Here is a 21,641-nt window from a genome sequence, read left to right on the forward strand (position 1 = left end):
CGCCCGCCATCGGGCATCGCATCGCGGGCATTGATGACGAGATTGAGGAGTGCATTCTCAAGCTGGTTCTGGTCGCACAGCGTGCCCCACAGTGCTTCCGCAAGCACCATGTCGGTCTCGATGGATGGCCCTACCGTGCCCTTGATAAGGTCCTCCATCGATGCGACAAGGCTGTTGAGGGAGGTCGGCTTCGGGTCCAACGTCTGCTGGCGGGAGAATGCGAGCAGGCGGTGGGTCAGCGCGGCGGCACGGTCGGCAGCGGCGGTGGCGCCGGTGATGTAGCGGTCGAGGTCGTCGGTCCTTCCCTGGCGGATGCGCATCTGCATCACTTCGAGGTTGCCGATCATGCCGGCCAGCAGATTATTGAAATCATGCGCAATACCGCCGGTGAGCTGGCCAACCGCTTCCATCTTCTGCGCCTGGCGCAATGCCTGTTCCGCATGCAGCAGCGCTTCAGCCTGTTTTTTCTCGGCGGTGACGTCGCGTGCCACGGCATGGATGTATTCCGAGTCCGGTACCGCGATCCATGACAGCCAGCGCCAGGAGCCGTCCTTGTGCCGGTAGCGGTTCTCGAAGCGCATTGTCCGGATGCCTTGCGCCAGCTTTCCGGCTTCGGCCATCGTGCTGGCCATGTCTTCCGGGTGAACGAAATCCAGGAACCGCTTGCCCAGCAGTTCGCGATCGCTCCAGCCAAGGATCGTCGACCAGGCCGGGTTGACCGCGGTGATGCTGGCATCGAAGCGGGCTACGAGCATGATGTCGGTGGACAGCCGCCACATGCGGTCGCGGTCGGCGGTTCGGCTTGCCACTTCCTCTTCCAGGCTGACGTTGATTTGGGCCAGGCGCTCGGACCCTACCGTCTGCTCATGGACGTCGGTGTTGGTGCCGATCCAGCGGGTTACGTCGCCGCGTTCGTCGTGCACCGGCAATGCACGAGCGATGTACCACCGGTATTCGCCATCACGGCCCTGCAGGCGGAACTTGTTTTCGTAATTGACGCCCTTCGCAATCGATTGCGACCAGGCAGCGATCGTGGCGCCGACGTCGTCCGGATGCACCACCCTGATCCAGTCATCGGTATCCAGTTCTCCCGGTCCGGCGCCGGTATAGTCGTAGACCCGCCGGTTGAACCAGAAGATCTTGCCGCTCCGGTCCGCCATCCATGCATGATTTGGCATGGCTTCCGCAAGAGTCCGGAACTCCTGCTCCCGCTTCGCGAGTGCTTCATTGACAAGCTTGGTGTCGTTGATGTCCTGCGTCGTGCCATACCATTTGGTGATGCCGCCGTCAGCGTCGGTCCTGCGGTAGGCGCGCGTAAGCATCCAGTGATAGCTGCCGTCACGCATGCGCACGCGATGTTCGATGTCGTAGTCGCCGCCCGTCGCGACGGATGCGGTCCATTCGTTCATCGATCGCGCACGATCGTCGGGATGAATGGCATCGTTCCACGAACCGTCCAGACCGGAAGTGCCGGTCCACTCGGACCAGCGCTGCGAAATCCGGTCGAATCGCCCATCCTGCCGGGCCGTCCATTGCACATGCGGATTGAGCTCGACCGTATGGCGGTAGTGGTCTTCGCTATCGCGCAGCGCCTGTTCCGCGCGCACCCGTTCAAGCGCGTCCCAGGTGCGTTCGGCGACGTCTTCCGCCAGCGATACATCGTCGTCGGACCATCTGCGCGGCGCGGGTTCATGCAGATAGAACACCGCCGAGAAACGGCCTGCCTTGATCAGCGGCACGACCAGCAGGGAACGGGTACCGATGCTTGCGTATCCCTCGGCATAGGGCGCGGAATGTGGATCGGCCGCGATATCCTGGAGCCGCAGCACACGCCCGGCCTTCAGTTGGGCGATGATATTCGGCCCAAAACCGTCGAGCGGCCGCGTTTCCCCGGCGAGGCTGGGAACCCGGCCGTTTGTCCAGTCCCGGTCGACAGACACCGTCTCTTCCCGCGCATCGATCTCGCCATAGCCGACGCGCGCGACATTCAGGTAAGTGCCCAGCAGTTCGCTGGCGGCGGATGTAACCTCGATGGGATTGGAAAGGTTGCGCAGCCTGTCGGCCAGTGTCAGCCTGAAGCGCTGCCGCTGCTCGATGACGACCTGCTTCGTCGTTTCGGCGAAGGTGACCAGCACACCAGCCACATTGCCATCATCGTCCGGAACCGGACTGTAGGAAAAATTGAAGTAGCAATCCTCCGGATAGCCGAAGCGTTCGATGGTCAGCTTGAAATCGTCGAAGCCGATCGATTCGCCCATCCAGACCTGCTCCCACATCGGACCGATGGTGGGCCATATCTCGGACCAGGTGTCCGGCGCCGCGCGGCCGATCGCACCCGGGTGCTTGTCGCCGAGAATCGAACTGTAGGCGTCATTGTAGAACTGGGTGAACTCGTGGCCCCATGCCATATACATCGGCAACCGGCACTGCAGCAGGATGCGAACCGCAGTGCGCAGGCTGAGTGGCCATCCATCCACCGGACCCACCGGCGTCCTGCTCCAGTCGAGGGCACGCATCGCGGCGGCCATCTCGCTGTCGCCGGTAAAGATATCCTCTATCGCCGGTCGCATATTGATCAGCATGGTAAACATCGCTTCGGTTCGAAATTGCTCTTATTGCACATGCGTTCTCCACTCGGGGCATGGCCGGGACAACGTCCCCGGCTCACCCGGTTTTCCGGCCTTTGTCTAACCCGGCAAAGTCCCGGAATCCCATCGGCCAAACATTCTCGCAGTATATAGAAGCACTTGCCGGTAACGGGATTGTCTATAACGAGCGGACACATTTTTTTGCCGCAGACCGGGCAACGTTCCGCATGGATACCTTCAAATAAATTCCGCAAGGAAATCATCCAGGAGATTGCAGTGCAAACCCGATATCCCGCAATTCTGTTAGCCGCATGCCTGATTGCGGCTTTGCCATATGGCGCAGCACGCCAGCCGGCTGCCGGGTCCGACGCGACGGCGGCACCCTACGGCCAGACCGCGCGAAGCCGCGACGGCATCGGCAAGACCTACCTCGGGCGCGAAATCTCCCAGGTCATGGGTTGGCAAGGTGCCGATTGGCTCGATCGGGCCGACCGGGTCAAGGAGGAACGTCCCGACCTGCTGCTTGAGGGGTTGGCGCTAAAGCCGGGAATGACGGTGGCCGATGTCGGCGCCGGCACCGGCTACTACACCTGGCTGATATCATCGCGCGTCGGCGATGGAGGAAAAGTGTATGCGGTGGATGTGCAGCCGGAAATGATCCGCATGATCAAGGAAAGAATGCAGAAACGCGGGGCCGGCAACGTCGTGCCTGTTCTTGCAAGCGCCACCGACACCCGGCTTCCCGCCGCATCGGTCGATCTCGCGTTGATGGTCGATGTCTATCACGAACTCGAATACCCGGCCGAAGTGCTTGACAGCATCGTCAGTTCGCTGAAACCGGGTGGCCGCGTCGTGTTTGTCGAATATCGCGCGGAAGACCCGGCTGTGCCGATCAAGCCGCTGCACAAGATGAGCGAGGCGCAGATACGCGGGGAAGCAAGCCGCCACGGTCTGTCGTGGGAACGTACCATCAACAGTCTGCCCTGGCAGCACATGGTGATTTTCCGCCGCGACTGATCACGTGCGGTGGGCTGGTACACTGACCGCTTGTCCTGCCGCTTGTCTTGTCGCTTGTCTTGCTGTTTTTTCCGCTGGTTATCTTCAGTCTATCTTGCCATGCTGTATCGATTCCTCGCAGACATCGTTCTGATCACGCACTTCGCCTTCGCCGTGTTCACGCTGCTCGGCGGCCTCCTGCTGTTACGCTATCCGAGGCTGATGCCCCTCCATCTCGCGGCGCTGTGCTGGGCGGTAATCGTGCAATGGGCCAATCTCATCTGTCCGCTCACTCCCCTGGAAAATTATTTGCGCGTGCTCGGCGACCAGGACGGCTATGCGGCCGGGTTCGTCGAGCATTTCGTGCTCAAGGTGATGTATCCCGATGACCTGACGGTGGAGTTGCGCTACCTCATCGGAATGATACTGGTGGCGGTGAACGCCGCTGTCTATGTGCTCTTCATCTGGCGCAGGCGCGCCGCGCCAGGCCGGTCCGCATAATCGCGCCGCATTTCAGACAAAACACAGGTCCGGTCGAAGCGCCGTAATGAAGACGACTTCCCTGCCTTGCGGATCGAGCTCGATATCGATGAAGTTGCGCGTCGCTTCATCAACGAGAGCGGCGATGCAAGTGCCGGCGGCGGAACGCACATTCGCGATCCGCACCGGGAGCCCGCCATACACCGCGACACCCGGGTTCGATGAAAGGCAGAAATCGATGTTTTCGCGTCCGGTACGGATGTTGTAAAGACATCCCGAATCGGAAAAAAAGGCAAACGGATCGTTATTGACGTCCACCACCTGGTCCCCGCTGCTGTTGCCTCCCCAGAACAGGAAAGGCTCATCGTCGTAATAATCGAAGCCGCTGCTCACCCCGACCGACACGTAGCCACCACCACAACCGGCCAATGTTGCCAGCATCAATGCCGCCAACTGCAACTTGAGTTTCATGACATCTCCTCGGCTGTACATCGTCGCTGTCGACGACAGCTCATATCGGAAACGCCGACGGCAATCCGGACCTTGGTGCAAGGACAAATCAGCAAGGAGGGGACGGGACGAAGCGTTACCGCTTTACCGCTTTGCGAAGCGGACACATCCCTGAAGCCGCCGTAATCACCACTGCATCAGCGTTTCCCTTCGGCGCAAACATATCCCTCCTTGCAATTCACGTGCCTGTTTTTTCATCAGCCCAATATTTATATCCGAATGGCATCGGCGAAAACATTTTTCATAGGCATGACCTCCGACATTTCAAGGTTGTGGAAGCTCATGTTGTTGGCTTAAATCAAACCATGTCCACTCTAAAGGCCTATGTTTAATAACAGACAAGACCAAACCTTGCGAAGAAGGAGACCTGACCGACCATGCCATGCCGCAGTGGAAGTCCTCGTTTTGTGCCGATACGGCAAGGAAATGAAGGACGTGCCAATGACGGCCTCCGGAAGTGAAACCCCTCATACCAAAACATCCTAAGACCAGTGTTCTTAACAATACCAAACATGGAGACATTCTTATGAGCAAAAAAAATATTGTGATGAGTGTATGCATCGCTGCTGCAGTAATGGGACTGACCGGCTGCTCAACGCCGGGGAAGATGTCGAAGGAAGTACTGTCGACCGACAAGATCTATCCGGCGATCGGGCCTTACTCCCAGATGACCTCCTATGGCGGGCTGGTTTTTCTTTCCGGCGTGATTCCGTTGAACACGGCGGGCAATGCGGTTCAGGGAACGACGATCGAAGAACAGACAAGACTGGTTCTCGACTACATCGGCGCGAAGCTGCGCTCTCAGGGCTTGTCCTATGAGGATGTATTGATGAGCACGGTCTACATGAAGAATCTTAACGACTTCGCCGTGATGAACAAGATTTACGGCGAATACTTTAAGACCAACGCCCCGGCCCGCGCCACGGTCGAGGTTGCACGGCTTCCACGGGATGTGCAGATCGAAATCGCGGTGGTAGCCGGTCGCCGTTGAAATACATAATTCCACTTAAGGAGACAGCAGCATGAACAAGGCATTCGAACAGGGCAATCTTCAAGACAAGGAGCTTTCTTTCTCCGACGAGGAAGTAAAGCGCTGGACGCCGAGCAGGCGGGACTTTCTGCGCATCCTCGGCGCAGGCGCAGGCGCAGCGGCGCTCAGTCCCCTGAGCGCGTTCGCCAATAGCGGCGGACCGGGCGCCGGCAGCCTGAGAAGTCAGCTGGTGCAGGACGAGCGCTTCTGGGAAAGCGTCAATCGCATGTTCATACTAAACCCGAACAAGACATTCATGAATATCGGTACGGCAGGCTCCATGCCGAAATTGACGCTTGACTTGTTTGACGAGGAGAACCGTGCAAGGGCCGCGGAATCGCTCAGCGGATATACCAACCTGCTGACCCAGCGTACCAGGGTCGCACCCGGATTCGGCGTGGATCCGGACGAACTTGCCTTCTCCGCCAATACGTCATCCGGCATGTGCCACGCCATTCTCGGCCTCGACTGGAAAGCCGGCGATGTTGTCGTGACCACGAACCATGAGCATCCGGGCGGCGACACGCCTCTGGCGATCGCGGTTGCACGCTACGGGATCGAGGTATCGCGCGTCGCAATGCCGGTCGGAAACAATCAGAGCGCGGAGACCTATGTCGACCTGTTCACGCAGCGCATCTCCCAGCTCAGGGCTGCCGGCAAGCGAGTCCGCGCGATGATGTGGTCGTCGCCGACCTACAAGACCGGTACGATGCTGCCGCTCGTCGAACTGATGAATGTTGCCAAGTCACATGAACTGATCAGTATCGTAGACGGCGCCCACCTGCCCGGCATGATGGCTCTGAACTACGCCAACCTCGGCATGGACTTCATGTCGGGCGCAGGACACAAGTGGCAATGCGGTCCGGGCTCGACCGGTTTCCTTGTTATACGCAACAAGATCCGTGCGTCCAATCCCTTGCCATTGCCCAAGTGGTTCCCGATTCATACCAGCAGTTTCCCGACTGCGGCGCAGACGGGCGTCCGTACCGCCACGTCCACGTTCGACGTCGGAAGCGTGGTCACCAGCTGCGGCAGCCTGCATACACCAATGTTCAACGCGCTGGTGAAGGCATGCGACATCTGGGATGAAATCGGCCGCAAGAAAATCGAAACCTACGATCTGACCCTGTCGGCATACCTGAAAGAGCGGATCACGGAACGCTGGGGCGTTACGAGACTGTATTCACCCAAGGATGATCCGAGACTGGTCTCGGCGCTCACCTCGTTCAATCCGTTCCACAATCCGGCCGACGTGCTTGACTCCGCCAAATCGACCGCCTTTGTGACCCGGATGCTGAACGACTATCCGAAGGGCTTCGTGATCCGCAATGTCAACGTGCCGGTCATCGGTTCGGAGAGAGACCACTATGTGATTCGGATCTCGACGCACCTGTGGCACAACGCCTCCGACATCGACCGCCTGGTCGATGCGATGTGGGATCTGTCGAAGAAGATGGCCTGACGTTTCTGGCATGATGTGCCGCGTACCTGCATGTCTCCGATGCAGGTACGCCATTTTTTCCTTACATTCCCCCCCATAGCGACAACCCGGACGAAAAGCGGGTCCGCGAATGCGTATGCCGCATGAACCAGCCGCGCGCCAGCCGCGCCACCACGTCAAGATTTCCGGGCTCCTCGAATGAGCAGGTCGCACCGGGAACGATCTCAAGCCGTTTGCGGCAACGCAATGCCGCATACAAGGTCCGGCCGACACGAATCGCCGGATCGTCGAGTCCACCGGCAATCAGCAGTGTCGGGGCATTGATGCGTGTCATCGAGGCGGGTGACGCGGGTTCGGCATGCGCGCCACGGGCCACGATGGCGGCAATGCCATCGCATTCGGCGGCAAACTGCAGCGCGGCGGTCGCACTGTGGTCGGCGCCGTACAAGCCGATGGGGAGGTCCCGTGTGGCGATGTTGCGCCGCAGCCAGTCATAGCCCGCACCGAGCCGTGCGCTTTGCAGCAGCGGATCGCCGCGCGCTTCCCCGGAAGACGCCTCCGATGCGGTAAGCGGATCGAACCAGAATATACCCAGGCGGGCATTGCGCAGGATGCATGCGACGTAGTCGTTCTGTGGCTTTAACCGGTAACCGTCGCCGGGGGCGAACATGATGACGCCGATATAGTCGTCGGGAAGCCAGAGCGTGCCATCGAGTTCAGCCGGACCGGCAAGTATGCTGACGTGCTCGCCGTGCGCTGGCGAAGTCATTTTCCTTCTCCGTTGGGGCGCCCTGCAAGACGGGACGGCCCCTGGCGGAAGACGGTGCGCATGCCCGGATGCCGGCATGAGGGCATACCTTGAACACGTGCGCCGGACTGCCTAATACGACGCAGGCGCCGCTTTTTCGAGAATAAAGCGATGATGGCCGAGGCAGCGCCGCGGCGCCGATCCGATCGGTCAACATGCCAGGAGCCGGCAACCGGGCCATGCCGTTTCATGCAGGAAGCGCATCGTGCAGCGATCATCATGCGTATGTCAGGGTTCGATGTCGACGGTCCCGATGCAAACGCTGTGCCACATTCAAGCCCTTCTTCTGCCTTACATCATGCCTGGCGATGTCCGCGCCGGCGGTGCGGGAATGTCCATATGGGTAGTGGTGTAGTAACCCATGTCGATGCCGGTCTTCGGCGTCTTGGGCGTATTCGGCGAATCGCCATTCGTACAGCCTGCCAGCAGGCCGAATACGGTGAATACCGCTGCGGTGGTCGCGACACGAAAGCCTTGCTGTAACCGCGCATGGATTGTAGTCATGGTCGTACCTCTCATCGGGTTGGTTGTGCCATGGCGGCGCCATGGACCGCACTATGTGCATGCAAACTGTGTTCCTGCACCGGCACCGCATCGTCCGATGCCTGCCCGCCCTGTCCGGCCGCTTCGGTCAGTTGGCGAAAGTACGCGATGGTGCGGTCGAGTCCCTCCGACAGGCTGACCTTCGGCTCCCACTGCAGGACGGTGCGCGCCTGCGTGATATCCGGCCGGCGGCGCACCGGGTCGTCGCTCGGCAAGGGCTTGAACACGATGGTGGACTGCGATCCGGAAAGCGCAATGATGCGCTCGGCCAGTTCCAGCATCGTATGTTCGACCGGATTGCCGAGGTTGACCGGCCCGCAGAAGCCTGCCGGACTGTTCATCAGCCGGTCGAAGGCGCCGATCATGTCATCCACATAGCAGAACGAGCGCGTCTGCGAACCGTCGCCATAGATCGTGAGGGGTTCGCCGGCCAGGGCCTGGATGATGAAGTTCGATACGACGCGACCGTCGTTCGGGTGCATGCGCGGGCCGTAAGTATTGAAGATGCGCGCAATTTTTACCTCCAGCCGGTGCTGGCGGCGGTAATCCATGAACAGTGTTTCGGCGCAGCGCTTGCCTTCGTCGTAGCAGGACCGGATACCGATCGGGTTGACATGACCCCAATAGTCCTCGGTCTGCGGATGCACTTGCGGATCGCCGTAGACCTCGCTGGTCGATGCCTGGAGGATACGGGCCTTCACCCGCTTGGCAAGACCAAGCATGTTGATCGCGCCATGCACGCTGGTCTTGGTGGTCTGCACCGGGTCGTTCTGGTAATGCACCGGCGACGCGGGACAGGCAAGGTTGTAGATCTCGTCGACCTCCACGTAGAGCGGAAAGGTTACGTCGTGGCGCAGCAGTTCGAAGCGGGTATTGCGGAGCAGATGGGCAATATTGCGCTTGCTGCCCGTGTAAAAATTATCCACGCAGAGCACATCATGTCCTTGCGCCAGCAGGTGTTCGCAGAGGTGCGAACCAAGAAAGCCGGCGCCGCCGGTGACGAGGATGCGTTTGCTGTGGGTTTCTTTCATGGGTGGCTCCGGGAGTGATGTTCTGGTGCGCGTGAAAAAATGATTTGCTTATTGCCTCTAGCTGACTTGTTCCCTCCCCCTCGTAGGGGGAGGGCCAGGGAGGGGGTGTGAAGGTTGAGCTGCTGCATACGATGGCTCGACCTCACTACCCCTGCGCGGGCCGCCCCATCCTAACCAAGAGGATCGCGCTTGTAAGCGCAATCCGTTCCGCAGGCGGACGGCATGCCGTCCGAAATCCCTGCTTCCCCCCTGAGAGGGGGAAGGAGCCGGTTCGCTTGCAACCTTTCACGTCGCCGCTTGCAGGCGGCTCCGATTCAGCCGGCGCAACGCGTGCGATACGACATACCGGCTTCATTTCCTGCAAGGGGGAAAGCGCTAAATCGCTGAGTCGACGAAAACGAATGCATTGCCAACACCTTCGCCGCAACCTCCGTCACTGCATCCACACTGACCCCCACCGCGCAATCGTGCCCGATCGGACAAACCACATGCATGCAAGGCCGGCAGGCAACGGCCGCCCCGATCACGCGGTGGCGTTGCGCATCCAGCGGCGCCCAGCGGACCGGGTCCGATCCGCAGCAGACGATGACGCTCGGCGTTGCCACCGCGGCCGCGATATGCGAGATGCCGGTATCGTTGCAGACCACCATGCGCGCCTGACCGATGAGTGCCGCCAGCCCGCCGAGGCTGGTCCTGCCGCACAGGTTGATCGCCGGCGCGTGCATCGCATCCGCGACCGCCTGCACCACTTCCTTTTCGTCGTTCGATCCGGTCAGCACAACCCGGAGGCCGCTCGCCGCCAGCCGGTCGGCCACTTCGGCGAAGCGCTGCGGCAACCAGCGGCGCGATGGCAGACGCGCGCCAGGATGCACGCAGACGTAGCTGCCGGGATCCGGCAGATCGTCATGGCTCGCACGCAGGGACGCATGATCGGCGTCATAGAGCGGAAATTCCAGTTCCGCACCCTGCGAGCGGATACCGAGGAAGCTCATCAGGTGAATGAAGCGCAGCACTTCATGTTCCTTTTCATCCCACGGCAGAAAGCGCGCCGGGTCCGGGCAGCGTTGACCGATCTGGTAATAACCGGCGACATGGCGGGCGCCGAGCAGCTCGGTGATCGGATTGCTGAGGTTGCCGCTGCCATGAAGCTGGATGGCCAGGTCGAACTGCCTGCCTTGCGCCTCCTGCAGGAAGCGCGGCAGCGCGGCGATGTCTGCCGGCTGTTCGGGAAATCCAGGGAAACCAGGGAACACGAGCAGATCGTCGATGTACATGTGAAAGCGTTCGACAAAGCTCGATGCCCACGGCATGCCGATCAGGGTGATGCGCGACCGCGGCGCTGCGGCGCGCAACGCCCGCAAGGCCGGCACCACGCATAGCATGTCGCCAAGCTGCAGGGCGCGGAACACGGCGATGCGCGGCGGCGCCTCGAAATGCGCGGTCCGCATGCCGGACTGCTGCAGGATGCGCGCCGTCGTCATTTTTCAACGATGAAGGAGCCGATCGCCAGCACATCCAGCGGCGTGCTGCAGAAAGACTCGACCGCATCCCTCGGCGAACACACCACCGGCTCCCCCCGCGTGTTAAAGGAGGTATTGATCAGCACCGGCACGCCGGTACGCTCGGCGAAGGCCTGGATCAGGTCGTAGTAGGCGGCGTTCTGCGCGCGGTTGATGGTCTGGATGCGGGCCGTGCCGTCGACATGCCGTACCGCCGGAATCTTGTCCGCCTTGTCGGGACGCACGTCGTATACGAACACCATGTAGGGCGACACGCCACCGTTGACGAACCAGTTGGCGGCTTCCTCTTCCAGCACCACCGGCGCGACCGGCCGGAAATCCTCGCGGTCCTTGATATTGTTCAGGATTGCCTGCATGTCGGGATCGACCGGCGATGCGAGAATGGAGCGCGCGCCGAGCGCACGCGGCCCGAATTCCATGCGCCCCTGGAACCAGCCGACGACCTTGTTCCGTGTCAGCAGCTCCGCCACCTCGGCGGCGAGGTTGCCGGCACGCCGGTAGCGCAGCTTGGCCTGCTTGAGGAAAGCCTCGATCTCGTCGTCGCCGTAGGCCGGACCGTAGAACGCATGCTCCATGCGCCAGCTGCGCTTGGACATGCCGCGCTGCTGCGCGTCGACCCAGAGCGCCGCACCCATGGAGGTGCCGGAATCACCGGCGGCCGGCTGCACCCAGACGCTGTCGAAGCCGCACTCGTCGCGCACGCGGGCATTGAGCACGCAATTCAAGGCCACGCCGCCCGCCATGCACAGGTTCTTCGCGCCGGTTTCCCCGCGCAGCCAGTCGACCATCTCCAGCACCGTTTCCTCCAGCACTTTCTGCAGCGATGAGGCAACGTTCATATGGGCCTGGGTGAATTCGCTGCCGCGCGCACGTGCCGGCCCGAAGATCTGCGTCCAGTCGGCGGGATGGATTTCATACTCTCCCTCGCCCTTGTATTGCACCACCTTGCGCAGGGCGTCCGCATGCTCCGGCTTGCCGAAGGACGCCAGCGCCATCACCTTGTATTCATCGGAGGAATGCAGGAAACCGAGATGGCTGGTGACGGATTCGTACAGCAAGCCGAGCGAGTGCGGCAGGTTGACCTGCTTGAGACGCCGGTAGCGCCGGTCTTCGTACACGCCATAGCTCGTCGTGGCCAGCTCGCCGCGGCCGTCCATGGTCAGTACGGCGCAGTCCTCATAGGGCGCAGCGAGAAAGGCGCTTGCCTCATGCGCCAGATGATGCTCGACGAAATGCCATTTGAAAGGACCGTCATGGCGCACGCCGCGGAATCGTTCCTTGATGTGATGCGGCGCACCGGCGGCGAGCTGGCGCGGGGCGTTAACGATGGATGACAGAAACAGCGGATCCCATGGCGACAGCCATTCGGTGGTTTTCTGCGCCGATGGTTCGAGCGGAAGCTCGATGGTGGCATTGCCCTTATGCTTGCCGAGCAGAAGCCAGGGATCATAGGAGTACCCGATATGATCGACCTCGGCCAGCGTGATACCCGCTTCCTTGAGGCAGTAGTCGATCGCATGAAAGGGCAATTGCCATGTGGTGAACGGCACCGGCCGCTTGCCGTGCTTGACGCGCGTGAATCGCTCCTCTTCGGCGGCGGCAATGACGACGCCGTCCTGCACCAGCGTCGCGGAACAATCGTGGTAAGCGGCGTTGATGCCAAGGGTATACACATGGACCTCCTGTCGTTTAGATGCGGGCGTTCAAGCAAGCGATGTACCCGATCCCGCAATGCGGCACTGCATGGGAAACCGCGCGGAATACGCCCTTCCCTGGATGTAAGAACTACAGAGCCATGCAAATTCGTTAAGCCCGTTTTCCTGCCGGCATGGAAGCCGCTGTCGCATTGCCTGTCTCCGTCCCCTTTCCCGCACCGTTCATCAGGCGCTTGTTGCGCAGATAGACGAACTGGCCTGCCACCGCGGTAAGGAAGATGAAGAAATTGGCGAAGACGAAGACCCAGTTGTCCACGAGATAGCTGTACAGCGTGAAGCCGGCGGATGCGGTGAGCTGTCCGATGAAAAGCCACTTCGATACGCCGGCGATGCTGCGGCTTCTCCATTGGCTGTACACCTGGCGTGAAATGGTCATTACCAGGATGGCTGCGCTTATCCAGCCGATCATGTCTTCAAGCATGTGGTCCTCTTTCAGATTGGAATGATGGTGTTGACATTGAATTCAAAAACGCTTGCAGGAGCCGTACCTGCCGGAGGCAGGCAGCTCGTTGAAGGCACTCCGGATGATGCCGGGTGCTATGAGCGCCAAAACCGGTCCATCAGCGGCTTCACGCTGATGCCGTGGACGAAGATCGACAGCATCACCACCGTCAGGGTGATCTGCGTGAGCTCGCGCGCGAGATCTTCCGGAAGCCCGTGCTGTATGGCATACATCAGGTAGTACACCGAGCCGATGCCCCGCACTCCGAACCAGCCCGTGATCCACTTCATGCGGCGGGTGGTACTCGTTCCCGCAAGGCCGATCCAGACACTTGCCGGGCGAGCCACGAAGAACAGGAACAGCGCCATGCCTGCCGCCCTCCAGCTCCAGGAACCAAGGACGATCATGCCGCCCAGCAGCAGGACCAGCATCAATTCCGATAGCCGCTCGAGGTGCTCCTTGAACACCAGTGCCTCGGCGCTGACGGTCAACGGAACCTGGTGATCGGGATCGGTCGCCGCGGCGGCGGATTTGGTCGTGTCCGATTCCAGCATTCCCTGCCGGTCACGCGGTGCGCCGGCGAGAACGAGTTCGGTATGGCGCAGCGCGACGCCGGCAAAGAACACCGCGAGGAAACCCCAGGCCTTGAGCCACAGGCACAGCCCGTACACGACAGCGATCAGGCCGAGTCCGACCAGGTCGTCCAGCACTTCATGCTTTGAACTGCCGCCGCGCAGTTTCCAGCCGATGCGGGCCAGTCCGGCGCCGACCCCCGCGCCGATCAGGATGGCGCCCAGCGTTGCCCATAGCACGTCCACAAGCAACCACTTCGACCCGAGCGATCCGATCTCATGCAAGCCGAGCAGACCGAGTCCCAGCATGACAAACGGAAAAGCGCTGCCATCGTTCATGCCCGCTTCGCAGGTCAGCAGGAAGCGCAGATTGTCCTTGTCCCCGGCATGGCGTACCTGCACATCGGTGGCAAGCACGGGATCGGTGGGCGCCAGTACCGCGCCCAGCAGAATGCCGGCGCCGATCGGCAGTTCCAGTACGAAATACGCGAATGCCGCCACCATGGCGACAGTGATCGTCATCGAGACCCATGCCAGCCGGATCGGCGGACCCCAGCGCTTGAACGTCACCGGAACCGGCATCTTCACGCCGGCGGAAAACAGCGAGATGAGCACCGCAATCTCAGTCACGACTTCCAGCACGGCAGACTGCTGGAGCGGATCGAAATTGAAGATGCCGAGAAACGTCGGGCCAAGGATCAATCCGACGGACAGATAAAAGATTGCCGACGTGATCGGCAGCCGCATGATGGTGGTCGCGGCAAGGCCCCGCGCGAGCATCAGGCAGCCGATCAGGAGAAACCAGTGTGCATTCGTCATGTGGGAACAAGCTTCCCGCAGGCAGCTTTTCTACTTTGGAGAATCAAGTTACGGCGCCCAAGGGAATCGGCATAAGGAAGCAAGGGGCGGGACGGTCGGGACCGCCCCGCGACATGCATTTGCCCACAGACGTGCATCGGATGGTCGGCCAGGCGTTATTCAGCGGATGTCCAGCCGCTTGCCGGTCGGACCGGTCGGCTGCAGCGGCACCGTGACCTGCAGCACACCATCCCGCATCGATGCGGACGCCCCTTCGGCATCGGCGCCATCCGGCAGCGCAATCACCCGGTAGAAATGGCCATAGGACCGCTCGGTACGGCGGAAGCCGCCCTGCTCGCGCTGCACCTCCTGATGCCGGTCGCCTTCGATGATCAGCTTGTCATTGCGGATTTCCACCTGCACATCCTCGCGACGGACGCCGGGAAGTTCGGCCGACACCACGACCTGCCCCTTGCCCTGTGCAATCTCCAGTGCCGGCGTCCACGTGCTGACGGGTGCATCATCGCCCTGGCGCAGCCGGGCGCCCTGCCGGCCGGCGAAGCGATCGAATACCTGCTCAACCTCTTCACGCATGCGGCGCATCCGGACCAGCGGCTCCTCCCATGCCTGGAACAGATTCGGAAACCATGAAAGCTGGCCCGCCTGCCTGTCGGACGACTGGTCATTATCCTGGCCGGAGGGGTGCCGCGCAGATGATTGGGACGTACGCGAGTCCGGGTTGATGCCGGATTGCCTGCCGAATTCCTGCGCGAACTGCTCGGCGGATTGGGGCCGGACCTGCTGCGGCGGCGGTTCATCCGCCAGCGGCACCGCCTGGTCGATGGATTGCTGGAACTGGCTTCCGCTGCCCTGCCCGCTGCCCGATCGTTCCTGCGGATTGGCACCTGGTGTCATGGATTGCGCCATGGCGGACGCCGGATCCTGCCCCGTCACGACGGTAATACCGGCATCCGGCTCCGGCATGTGGCCGACCCGCCGGGCCTGCCCTGTTTGCATATCGAGACTGACTTCCTCGGCAACGCTGAACGGCGAATTGCGGTCGCTGTCGTCGGAAGACTGCGAGAGCAGCGCTTCCGATTGCGTGCTGGCCTCCTGCTGCAGGCCGTATGGTTGCACGCCGTAGTCGGCCGCGGCTGCCGCGTATTCGGCATCCTCCGCATCGGACGCGCCCTGCCTGCCGGCGATCTGCTCCGCTTCACCTTCTGCGCGTGGACCGACATTCAGCGCCGACGACACGACCGGCATGCCCGGGTCCTCGTTGCCATCCCATCCTTCCGATCCCGCGACATAGTCCGAGGTTTGCGCCGGCTGTCCGGCCGAACCATTCGGACCGGAAGAGCCTTGGCGGGAAGCCGATGCGTCATCACCATTGGTAACGGCACCTCCATGCACTTCGCCGCGCCATTCCCCGGTTTCCCCGCCGCGGCTTTCGATAAATTCCTTGAAGCGTGCGAGATCCTGCTCGACGCGCAAACCCAGTTCAGGTTCGGGATCGCCCAACTGCGGCATGGTCTGGCCGGACTCGATCTCCATAGTCAGAATGACACGGGTTTTCTGCTGGTCGACCGGCTGCACCTCCACGCGTCCGGCATTCAGGGAGCCGCTGGTATTACGCCAGGCAATGCAGCTATCCGGAACTTGTTCGGTGATTTCCGCATCCCATTCGAGGTCCTGGCCGCCCATACGGGCATGCCAGTGCAAATGCGTGTCATCGAGCTGGCGCACCTGTTCCACATCCTGCATGAAACGGGGGTAATCCTCGAACTGCGTCAACTGGTTATAAGCCGTATGCAACGGAACGGCGACTTCGATCGACTGCTGAATTCTTGCCATGGTGAATCTCCTGTTTGCTTGTCTACTGCCCGGCGTGAAGCGCACGAGGCAGTACTTCCCTATATCTCTGATCCGGTTCCGATGTTTCTGCTCAACACTTCATTACAAGCACACGGTTATTTTTCAGCGCCTGCAGGTACGGTACCGGCATATGAATTCAAGGACGAATTGCAAATTCCATACCATTGCCGGAAGAGGTAATGCCAGGATTTCCGGACAATCGGCGTCTGCTGTGCCCGATTCGCGGGCGACTATTTTTGCAGGCGCGTGTAACTCTTACCGTCAGCCGTGTTGCCGTATGGATGCCTGCGCAGGACCCATCCACTGCATTGACAGGTTGCGTGTGTACAGGACAGCGCCGGCGTTTATTGCCCCTATTCATTTGAAAGAGTGAACCCATTCATGTCGTCATCAGAAAGCAGCCCGCCGGACAACGCTTCCGTATTGCGTGATTTATGGCGGGTGATATCCCGTTTCCGCGGGCGCATATTGCTTGCTCTCGCCTTCCTGATTCTGGCCAAACTCGCCGTGGTATCGGTGCCGCTTGCGCTCAAGCGCATTGTCGACGAGTTGTCGCGTCCCGAGCAGTTCACCACCCTGCCCATCGTATTGCTGGTCGGCTATGCATTGCTGCGATTTGCCAGCACGCTCTTCAACGAGTTGCGTGATCTCGCCTTTTCACGGGTGACGCAATACACGGTGGCGACTTATGCGCTGAATACGTTTACCCACCTGCATGCGCTGGGCGCGCGTTTTCATTCGAGCCGGCGCCTTGGCGGCCTGCTGCCCGACATCGACCGTGGCACCAGCGGCATTGCTTTCCTGCTCGGCGTAGGCCTGTTCACCATCGTGCCGACCTTGCTGGAAATCGGAATGGTGACGGCCATCATCAGCGCCCGCTACAGCGGCTGGTTTACCGCGGCCTTGGCTGTCACATTCATGATCTACTGCGGCTTTACGCTCGTCTTCACCGCGCGGCGGGCAATCTTCCAGCGACGGGTCAATCGGCTCGATTCGAATGCCAAGAGCATCATGGCCGACAGCCTGATCAACCATGACACGGTGAAATATTTCACCAATGAAAAACTGGAATCGAGCCGCTTCCAGCACATCATGGACAACTGGGCGGAAGCGGTCGTCGGCAATCAGAAAGCGCTGTTCATCCTGCACATCGGCCAGAGCGGCATCATCGCGATGGGCGTTGCCTCCGTCATGCTGCTGGCCGGCCAGAGCGTGATGACCGGCGCGATGACGGTCGGCGACCTGATCCTGGTGAATGCTTATGTGATACAGATTTGTCTGCCGCTCAATGCGCTGGGTTTCGTATACCGCGAGGCGAAGGACGCACTTGTCAATGCGGAAAAACTGTTCCAGCTGCTGCGCCAACGGCCGGAAATCGATGAGCCGGCCAACATGCCGGCGCTGAGGGTGAGCCGCGGCGAAGTGGTGTTCAACGACGTCAGTTTCGGCTATACGCCGGAGCGTCCGATTCTGAAAAATGTCAGTTTCCGCATTCCCGCCGGCGGCACGGTGGCGGTGGTGGGCGGCAGCGGATCGGGCAAATCCACGCTGGCGCGGCTGCTGCTGCGCCTGTACGACGTCAGCGATGGCCATATCGATATCGACCACCAGGATATCCGTGGCGTCACCACCCGCAGCCTGCGGGAAGCGATTGGCGTGGTGCCCCAGGAAACCCTTCTGTTCAACGACACGATCGCCTACAACATCGCCTATGGCCGCAGCGGCGCCACCCATGAGCAGATCGTCGCCGCGGCACGCGCCGCCCATATCCACGAGCTGATCGATTCGCTGCCGCAACAGTACGACACGCCGGTCGGCGAACGCGGCGTGATGTTGTCGGGCGGCGAAAAACAGCGTATCGCGCTTGCCCGCGCCATCCTGAAAAATCCCCCGTTGCTGATTTTCGATGAAGCCACCTCCGCACTTGATACCCAGTCCGAGCGGGCGATCTTGTCGGAATTGAACCGGCTTTCCGAGAACCGTACCACCCTTGTGATTGCGCACCGCCTGTCCACGGTGGTAGATGCGGACGAAATCCTCGTCATGGAACGCGGCCGCATCGTCGAGCGGGGCACGCACATGCGCCTGCTGGCACAAGGCGGAATGTACGCGCGCCTGTGGCAATTGCAGGAACGCAGCGCGGAAGTGGAGGATGCGGAGAAGAATCTTCAGGTCGTGCATTGATTGCCCTCTCCGGACGATGTCATCGGGGCGGTACGATACACCTGAAGTTGCCACAAAAAAGATTCACCTGAGAATGTGGAACGGGACTTGCATCGGATTTAAAGTCTATCCGCGGATGACACGGCAGCTGTTATGCCTGTCGAGTCCGTGACGCGCATCAATAAGAATCTGCAGGACAACAACCATGTCGAAAGTACTTGCATTCACAAGGAACCGTAAACGCCTCGTCGTGTACAACGAAGGTGAAAGCTTGCATGCCGGCACCGCCGAAGCCGGTCTGCGCATGCATGCCCGCGCGGCGGGAAACCGCGTCTTCCGTGATCACGGCGGTGCGCCGACGCCCGTCGAACTCATGGTGTCTGTCGTGGTGCCGACCTGCGGACGCCCCGAACTGCTGAATCGGTGCGTCGCCAGCCTGGTGCTGCAAAAGTTTGACCCCGACCGCTTTGAAATCATTGTGGTCGACGACAGACCGAGCGACGCCAACCGAGCAGTCGTCGAGCGCTGGGCGCAGCACGCGGCCGACAGCGGCCCCGAGGTCATCTACATCGCGTCGCCCGGCCCGCATGGTCCTGCAGCGGCCCGCAATCGGGGATGGCGTGCCGCACGCGGCGACATCATCGCCTTTACCGATGACGACACCATCGCCTCGCCCGATTGGCTGGAAAACGGATTGCGCGCCTTTCGCGGCGACGTGCAGGCGGTATGGGGCCGTATTGTCATGCCCTTGTCCGGCACGCCGACCGACTACGAAAAGGACGCCAAGAACCTGGAAACCGCCGAGTTCGTCACCGCCAACTGCTTCTGCCGCCGCAAGATGCTGGAGAACATCGACGGCTTCGACGAGCGTTTCCGTTTCGCATGGCGTGAAGATTCGGACCTGTATTTCCGCCTGCTGGATTTCCAGGCGCATATCGTGCACGAACCCAAAGCGGTCATCACCCACCCGATCCGCCCGGCCGGCTGGGGCGTCAGTCTCTCGCAAGTGAAAAAAATCCAGTTCGACGCCCTGCTGTTCAAGAAGCATCCTGGCCGCTACCGCGAAAAAATACGGGCAACGCCCCGCTGGGACTTCTACCTCATCGTCGCCAGCATCATCGCCGTCATCGCCGGCATTGCAACAGGCGCGACCAACGTCGCCATGATCGCCGGCGCGATATGGCTGATCATGACAGGACACTTCTGCTATCAGCGGTTGAAAAACACCTCCAGATCGTTTTCGCATGTGGTGGAGATGATCATCACGTCGGTACTTATTCCGCCGCTGGCGGTGTACTGGCGCGCTGTCGGGGCGTTCAAGTTCCGGGTGGGGTTTATTTGAATTGACTTCGAAAGGGTATTGACACGGTTATGTCGTCGATCGGCCTCAGTACCCCTGCGCGGACTGCCCCACCCCTACGCCGGGGCCAGTCCCGGCTAGTATCTTCGAAGAAAGCGTTGCATTACCGGAGACGTTCCGTCGCTCTGGATTTCCCCTTGCAGGTGCTCCGCCGAAGCCATTGCCAGCTAGCCTACGCGAAGGAAAAGCAGCATTGCATCATCAAAATACTTCGTCGAAAAAAATAATCAGCCATGCCCAAAAAACTAAAAATCCTCACCTGGCATACTCACGGAAGCTACCTCTACTACCTCACCCAATCTCCTCACGATTTCTACGTCCTTTCCAAACCCGACCGTCCTCCCGGTTACGGCGGCCGCCACGGCCATATCCCCTGGGGCGACAATGTCATCGACATGCCAGTCGACCGGGTCAAGGACGAACAATTCGATTGCATCCTCTTTCAGGACGACGACCAATACCTGAAGGACCAGCACATCTACCTGACTGAAGATCAGCGCCGTCTGCCGAAGATCTATCTCGAACACGACACGCCGCGCGAACACCCGACCGACATGCCGCATCCTGTCGATGATCCGTCGATATTGCTGGTGCATGTCACGCCGTTCAACGCGCTGATGTGGGATAACCGCCGCACGCCGACACGCATCATCGAACACGGGGTCGTCGTGCCGGACGATGCCCGCTATGACGGCGGCCGCCCCCGCGGACTGGCGGTGGTGAATCACCTTGCGCGCCGTGGCCGCCGTCTCGGCGGAGATGTGTATCGACGGGTGCATGAAAAGGTACCGCTGGAACTGGCCGGCATGGGCGCCGATGAAATGCCCGGCGGCGTCGGCGAAGTGCTGCATGCGCAGTTACCGGCATTCATGGCGCAATACCGCTTCTTCTTCAATCCGATCCGTTATACCAGCCTCGGCCTCGCCGTGATCGAAGCCATGATGGTCGGGTTGCCGGTCGTGGCGCTGGCAACCACCGAGATGGCAACCGTCATCGACAATGGCGTATCTGGCTATGCGGATACCGATATCGACAAGCTGATCGAGCACATGCACCGGCTGCTGGCCGATCCGCGGGAAGCGCGCGCGCTGGGCGACAACGGACGGCGGTATGCGCTGGAACGTTTCGGCATCCGGCGCTTCGCCGACGATTGGGATGCCGCCTTCCGCCTGGTGACGCAATAAGACACGCCGACGCCGCATTCCTTGTGGCGTCGCAATCCATTCGCCGCATGAACAAGCCACACTATCAACCCTTTTTCAACCCATCTCTTACCAGCGTAATCAATATGAAACCATCCGGAAGTTTCCTGATCGACCGCGCCGCTGCGGAAAAGGCAGTGCAGATGAGCCTGCCGCTGATTCATGAGGCCATGAAGCATAAGGAAGTCGGCGAAAGCGGCTTCCTTTACATTGTCGTCATGGATCCGCTGCGCACGCCGTCAGTCTGTTCATTCGAGGAAGCAATCCTGTACGAACATGCGGTCGGCGACCGGGAAAAATGGGATGCCGATTATGCGGGATTTGCGCGGGCCAAGGCGAAAGTAGCCTGGCGCACCGGCCTCGACAGCCACCTCGTGCAGGAACTGCAGCCGCATCTGCTGGCAGCAGGCGATACCGTACTTTGGGGCAGCGCGGTGGTGGACGGTATCGTGGTCGGCGTCAGCGGCGCCAATCCCTGGTATGACGAGGCATTTGCCGGCACCGTTGCCATGTGCGTGCGCGCCATCGCCAAGGCCGGCGCGGCCGAGGCACGCAAGAAGGGGCTGT

18 protein-coding genes are annotated in these 21,641 nt (G+C 60.8%); 8 read left to right on the forward strand and 10 right to left on the reverse strand.

All coding sequences use genetic code 11. From position 1 onward, the window contains the following. The coding region (locus VGU61_RS03750) for a PAS domain-containing protein (RefSeq protein ID WP_326857759.1) at positions 1–2,591 on the reverse strand (2,591 nt) is incomplete at its 3' end. A gap of 273 nt (positions 2,592–2,864) precedes the next feature. On the opposite strand from VGU61_RS03750, the gene VGU61_RS03755 reads away from it, so the two are divergent. Beyond that, positions 2,865–3,605, forward strand: a complete 741-nt coding sequence (locus tag VGU61_RS03755; protein WP_326857760.1) for a class I SAM-dependent methyltransferase — start codon at positions 2,865–2,867, stop codon at positions 3,603–3,605. 99 nt (positions 3,606–3,704) lie between these two features. Further along, the gene (locus tag VGU61_RS03760) at positions 3,705–4,085 is read left to right on the forward strand and encodes a DUF2784 domain-containing protein (RefSeq protein ID WP_326857761.1); all 381 of its coding nucleotides are present in this window, start codon (positions 3,705–3,707) and stop codon (positions 4,083–4,085) included. 12 nt (positions 4,086–4,097) lie between these two features. Here VGU61_RS03760 and VGU61_RS03765 read toward each other — a convergent pair whose 3' ends face one another. Then, the gene (locus tag VGU61_RS03765) at positions 4,098–4,535 is read right to left on the reverse strand and encodes a hypothetical protein (protein ID WP_326857762.1); all 438 of its coding nucleotides are present in this window, start codon (positions 4,533–4,535) and stop codon (positions 4,098–4,100) included. A gap of 565 nt (positions 4,536–5,100) precedes the next feature. Between VGU61_RS03765 and VGU61_RS03770 the strand changes: the two genes are divergently transcribed. Both VGU61_RS03770 and VGU61_RS03775 read left to right on the forward strand, forming a co-directional pair. Beyond that, positions 5,101–5,565, forward strand: coding sequence for a Rid family detoxifying hydrolase (locus tag VGU61_RS03770; protein WP_326857763.1), 465 nt, complete (start codon positions 5,101–5,103; stop codon positions 5,563–5,565). Positions 5,566–5,596: 31 nt separating this feature from the next. Further along, positions 5,597–7,066: an aminotransferase class V-fold PLP-dependent enzyme gene (locus VGU61_RS03775; RefSeq protein ID WP_326857764.1), complete on the forward strand. Its 1,470-nt coding sequence runs from the start codon at positions 5,597–5,599 to the stop codon at positions 7,064–7,066. Positions 7,067–7,127: 61 nt separating this feature from the next. On the opposite strand, the gene VGU61_RS03780 is transcribed toward VGU61_RS03775, so the two are convergent. From VGU61_RS03780 to VGU61_RS03815, 8 genes are all read right to left on the reverse strand, one after another. Further along, positions 7,128–7,814 carry an alpha/beta hydrolase gene (locus tag VGU61_RS03780; RefSeq protein WP_326857765.1) on the reverse strand — a complete coding sequence of 229 codons (687 nt, stop codon included), beginning with the start codon at positions 7,812–7,814 and terminating at the stop codon, positions 7,128–7,130. A gap of 330 nt (positions 7,815–8,144) precedes the next feature. Further along, a complete protein-coding gene (locus VGU61_RS03785; protein ID WP_326857766.1) occupies positions 8,145–8,357 on the reverse strand; it encodes a hypothetical protein in 213 nt (70 codons plus the stop codon). 11 nt (positions 8,358–8,368) lie between these two features. Next, positions 8,369–9,427: a UDP-glucuronic acid decarboxylase family protein gene (locus tag VGU61_RS03790; RefSeq protein WP_326857767.1), complete on the reverse strand. Its 1,059-nt coding sequence runs from the start codon at positions 9,425–9,427 to the stop codon at positions 8,369–8,371. A 314-nt stretch (positions 9,428–9,741) separates the two neighbouring features. Next, positions 9,742–10,908 (reverse strand): glycosyltransferase family 9 protein, encoded by a 1,167-nt coding sequence (locus VGU61_RS03795; protein WP_326857768.1) that lies wholly within the window; start codon positions 10,906–10,908, stop codon positions 9,742–9,744. Then, on the reverse strand, positions 10,905–12,620 hold the full coding sequence (locus VGU61_RS03800; RefSeq protein ID WP_326857769.1) for a carbamoyltransferase family protein: 1,716 nt from the start codon (positions 12,618–12,620) through the stop codon (positions 10,905–10,907). The genes VGU61_RS03795 and VGU61_RS03800 overlap by 4 nt, the downstream gene beginning before the upstream one ends. Before the next feature lie 133 nt (positions 12,621–12,753). Then, a complete protein-coding gene (locus VGU61_RS03805; protein ID WP_326857770.1) occupies positions 12,754–13,083 on the reverse strand; it encodes a hypothetical protein in 330 nt (109 codons plus the stop codon). A 116-nt stretch (positions 13,084–13,199) separates the two neighbouring features. Continuing rightward, positions 13,200–14,495: a cation:proton antiporter gene (locus tag VGU61_RS03810; protein ID WP_326857771.1), complete on the reverse strand. Its 1,296-nt coding sequence runs from the start codon at positions 14,493–14,495 to the stop codon at positions 13,200–13,202. A gap of 159 nt (positions 14,496–14,654) precedes the next feature. Continuing rightward, positions 14,655–16,328: an Hsp20 family protein gene (locus tag VGU61_RS03815; RefSeq protein ID WP_326857772.1), complete on the reverse strand. Its 1,674-nt coding sequence runs from the start codon at positions 16,326–16,328 to the stop codon at positions 14,655–14,657. A gap of 402 nt (positions 16,329–16,730) precedes the next feature. Here VGU61_RS03815 and VGU61_RS03820 point away from each other — a divergent pair, with 402 nt between their 5' ends. The 4 genes from VGU61_RS03820 to VGU61_RS03835 all read left to right on the forward strand — a co-directional run. Continuing rightward, on the forward strand, positions 16,731–18,533 hold the full coding sequence (locus tag VGU61_RS03820) for an ABC transporter ATP-binding protein/permease (protein ID WP_326857773.1): 1,803 nt from the start codon (positions 16,731–16,733) through the stop codon (positions 18,531–18,533). A gap of 283 nt (positions 18,534–18,816) precedes the next feature. Then, on the forward strand, positions 18,817–19,854 hold the full coding sequence (locus VGU61_RS03825) for a glycosyltransferase family 2 protein (protein WP_414691590.1): 1,038 nt from the start codon (positions 18,817–18,819) through the stop codon (positions 19,852–19,854). Positions 19,855–20,105: 251 nt separating this feature from the next. After that, complete coding sequence (locus tag VGU61_RS03830) at positions 20,106–21,056, forward strand: glycosyltransferase family 4 protein (RefSeq protein ID WP_326857775.1); 951 nt, start codon at positions 20,106–20,108, stop codon at positions 21,054–21,056. A gap of 104 nt (positions 21,057–21,160) precedes the next feature. Beyond that, positions 21,161–21,641, forward strand: a 481-nt coding sequence (locus VGU61_RS03835; protein ID WP_326857776.1) for a hypothetical protein, incomplete at its 3' end; no start/stop codon positions are given.

The sequence above is a fragment of the Noviherbaspirillum sp. genome (genome assembly GCF_035944575.1).
Taxonomy (GTDB): domain Bacteria; phylum Pseudomonadota; class Gammaproteobacteria; order Burkholderiales; family Burkholderiaceae_D; genus Noviherbaspirillum.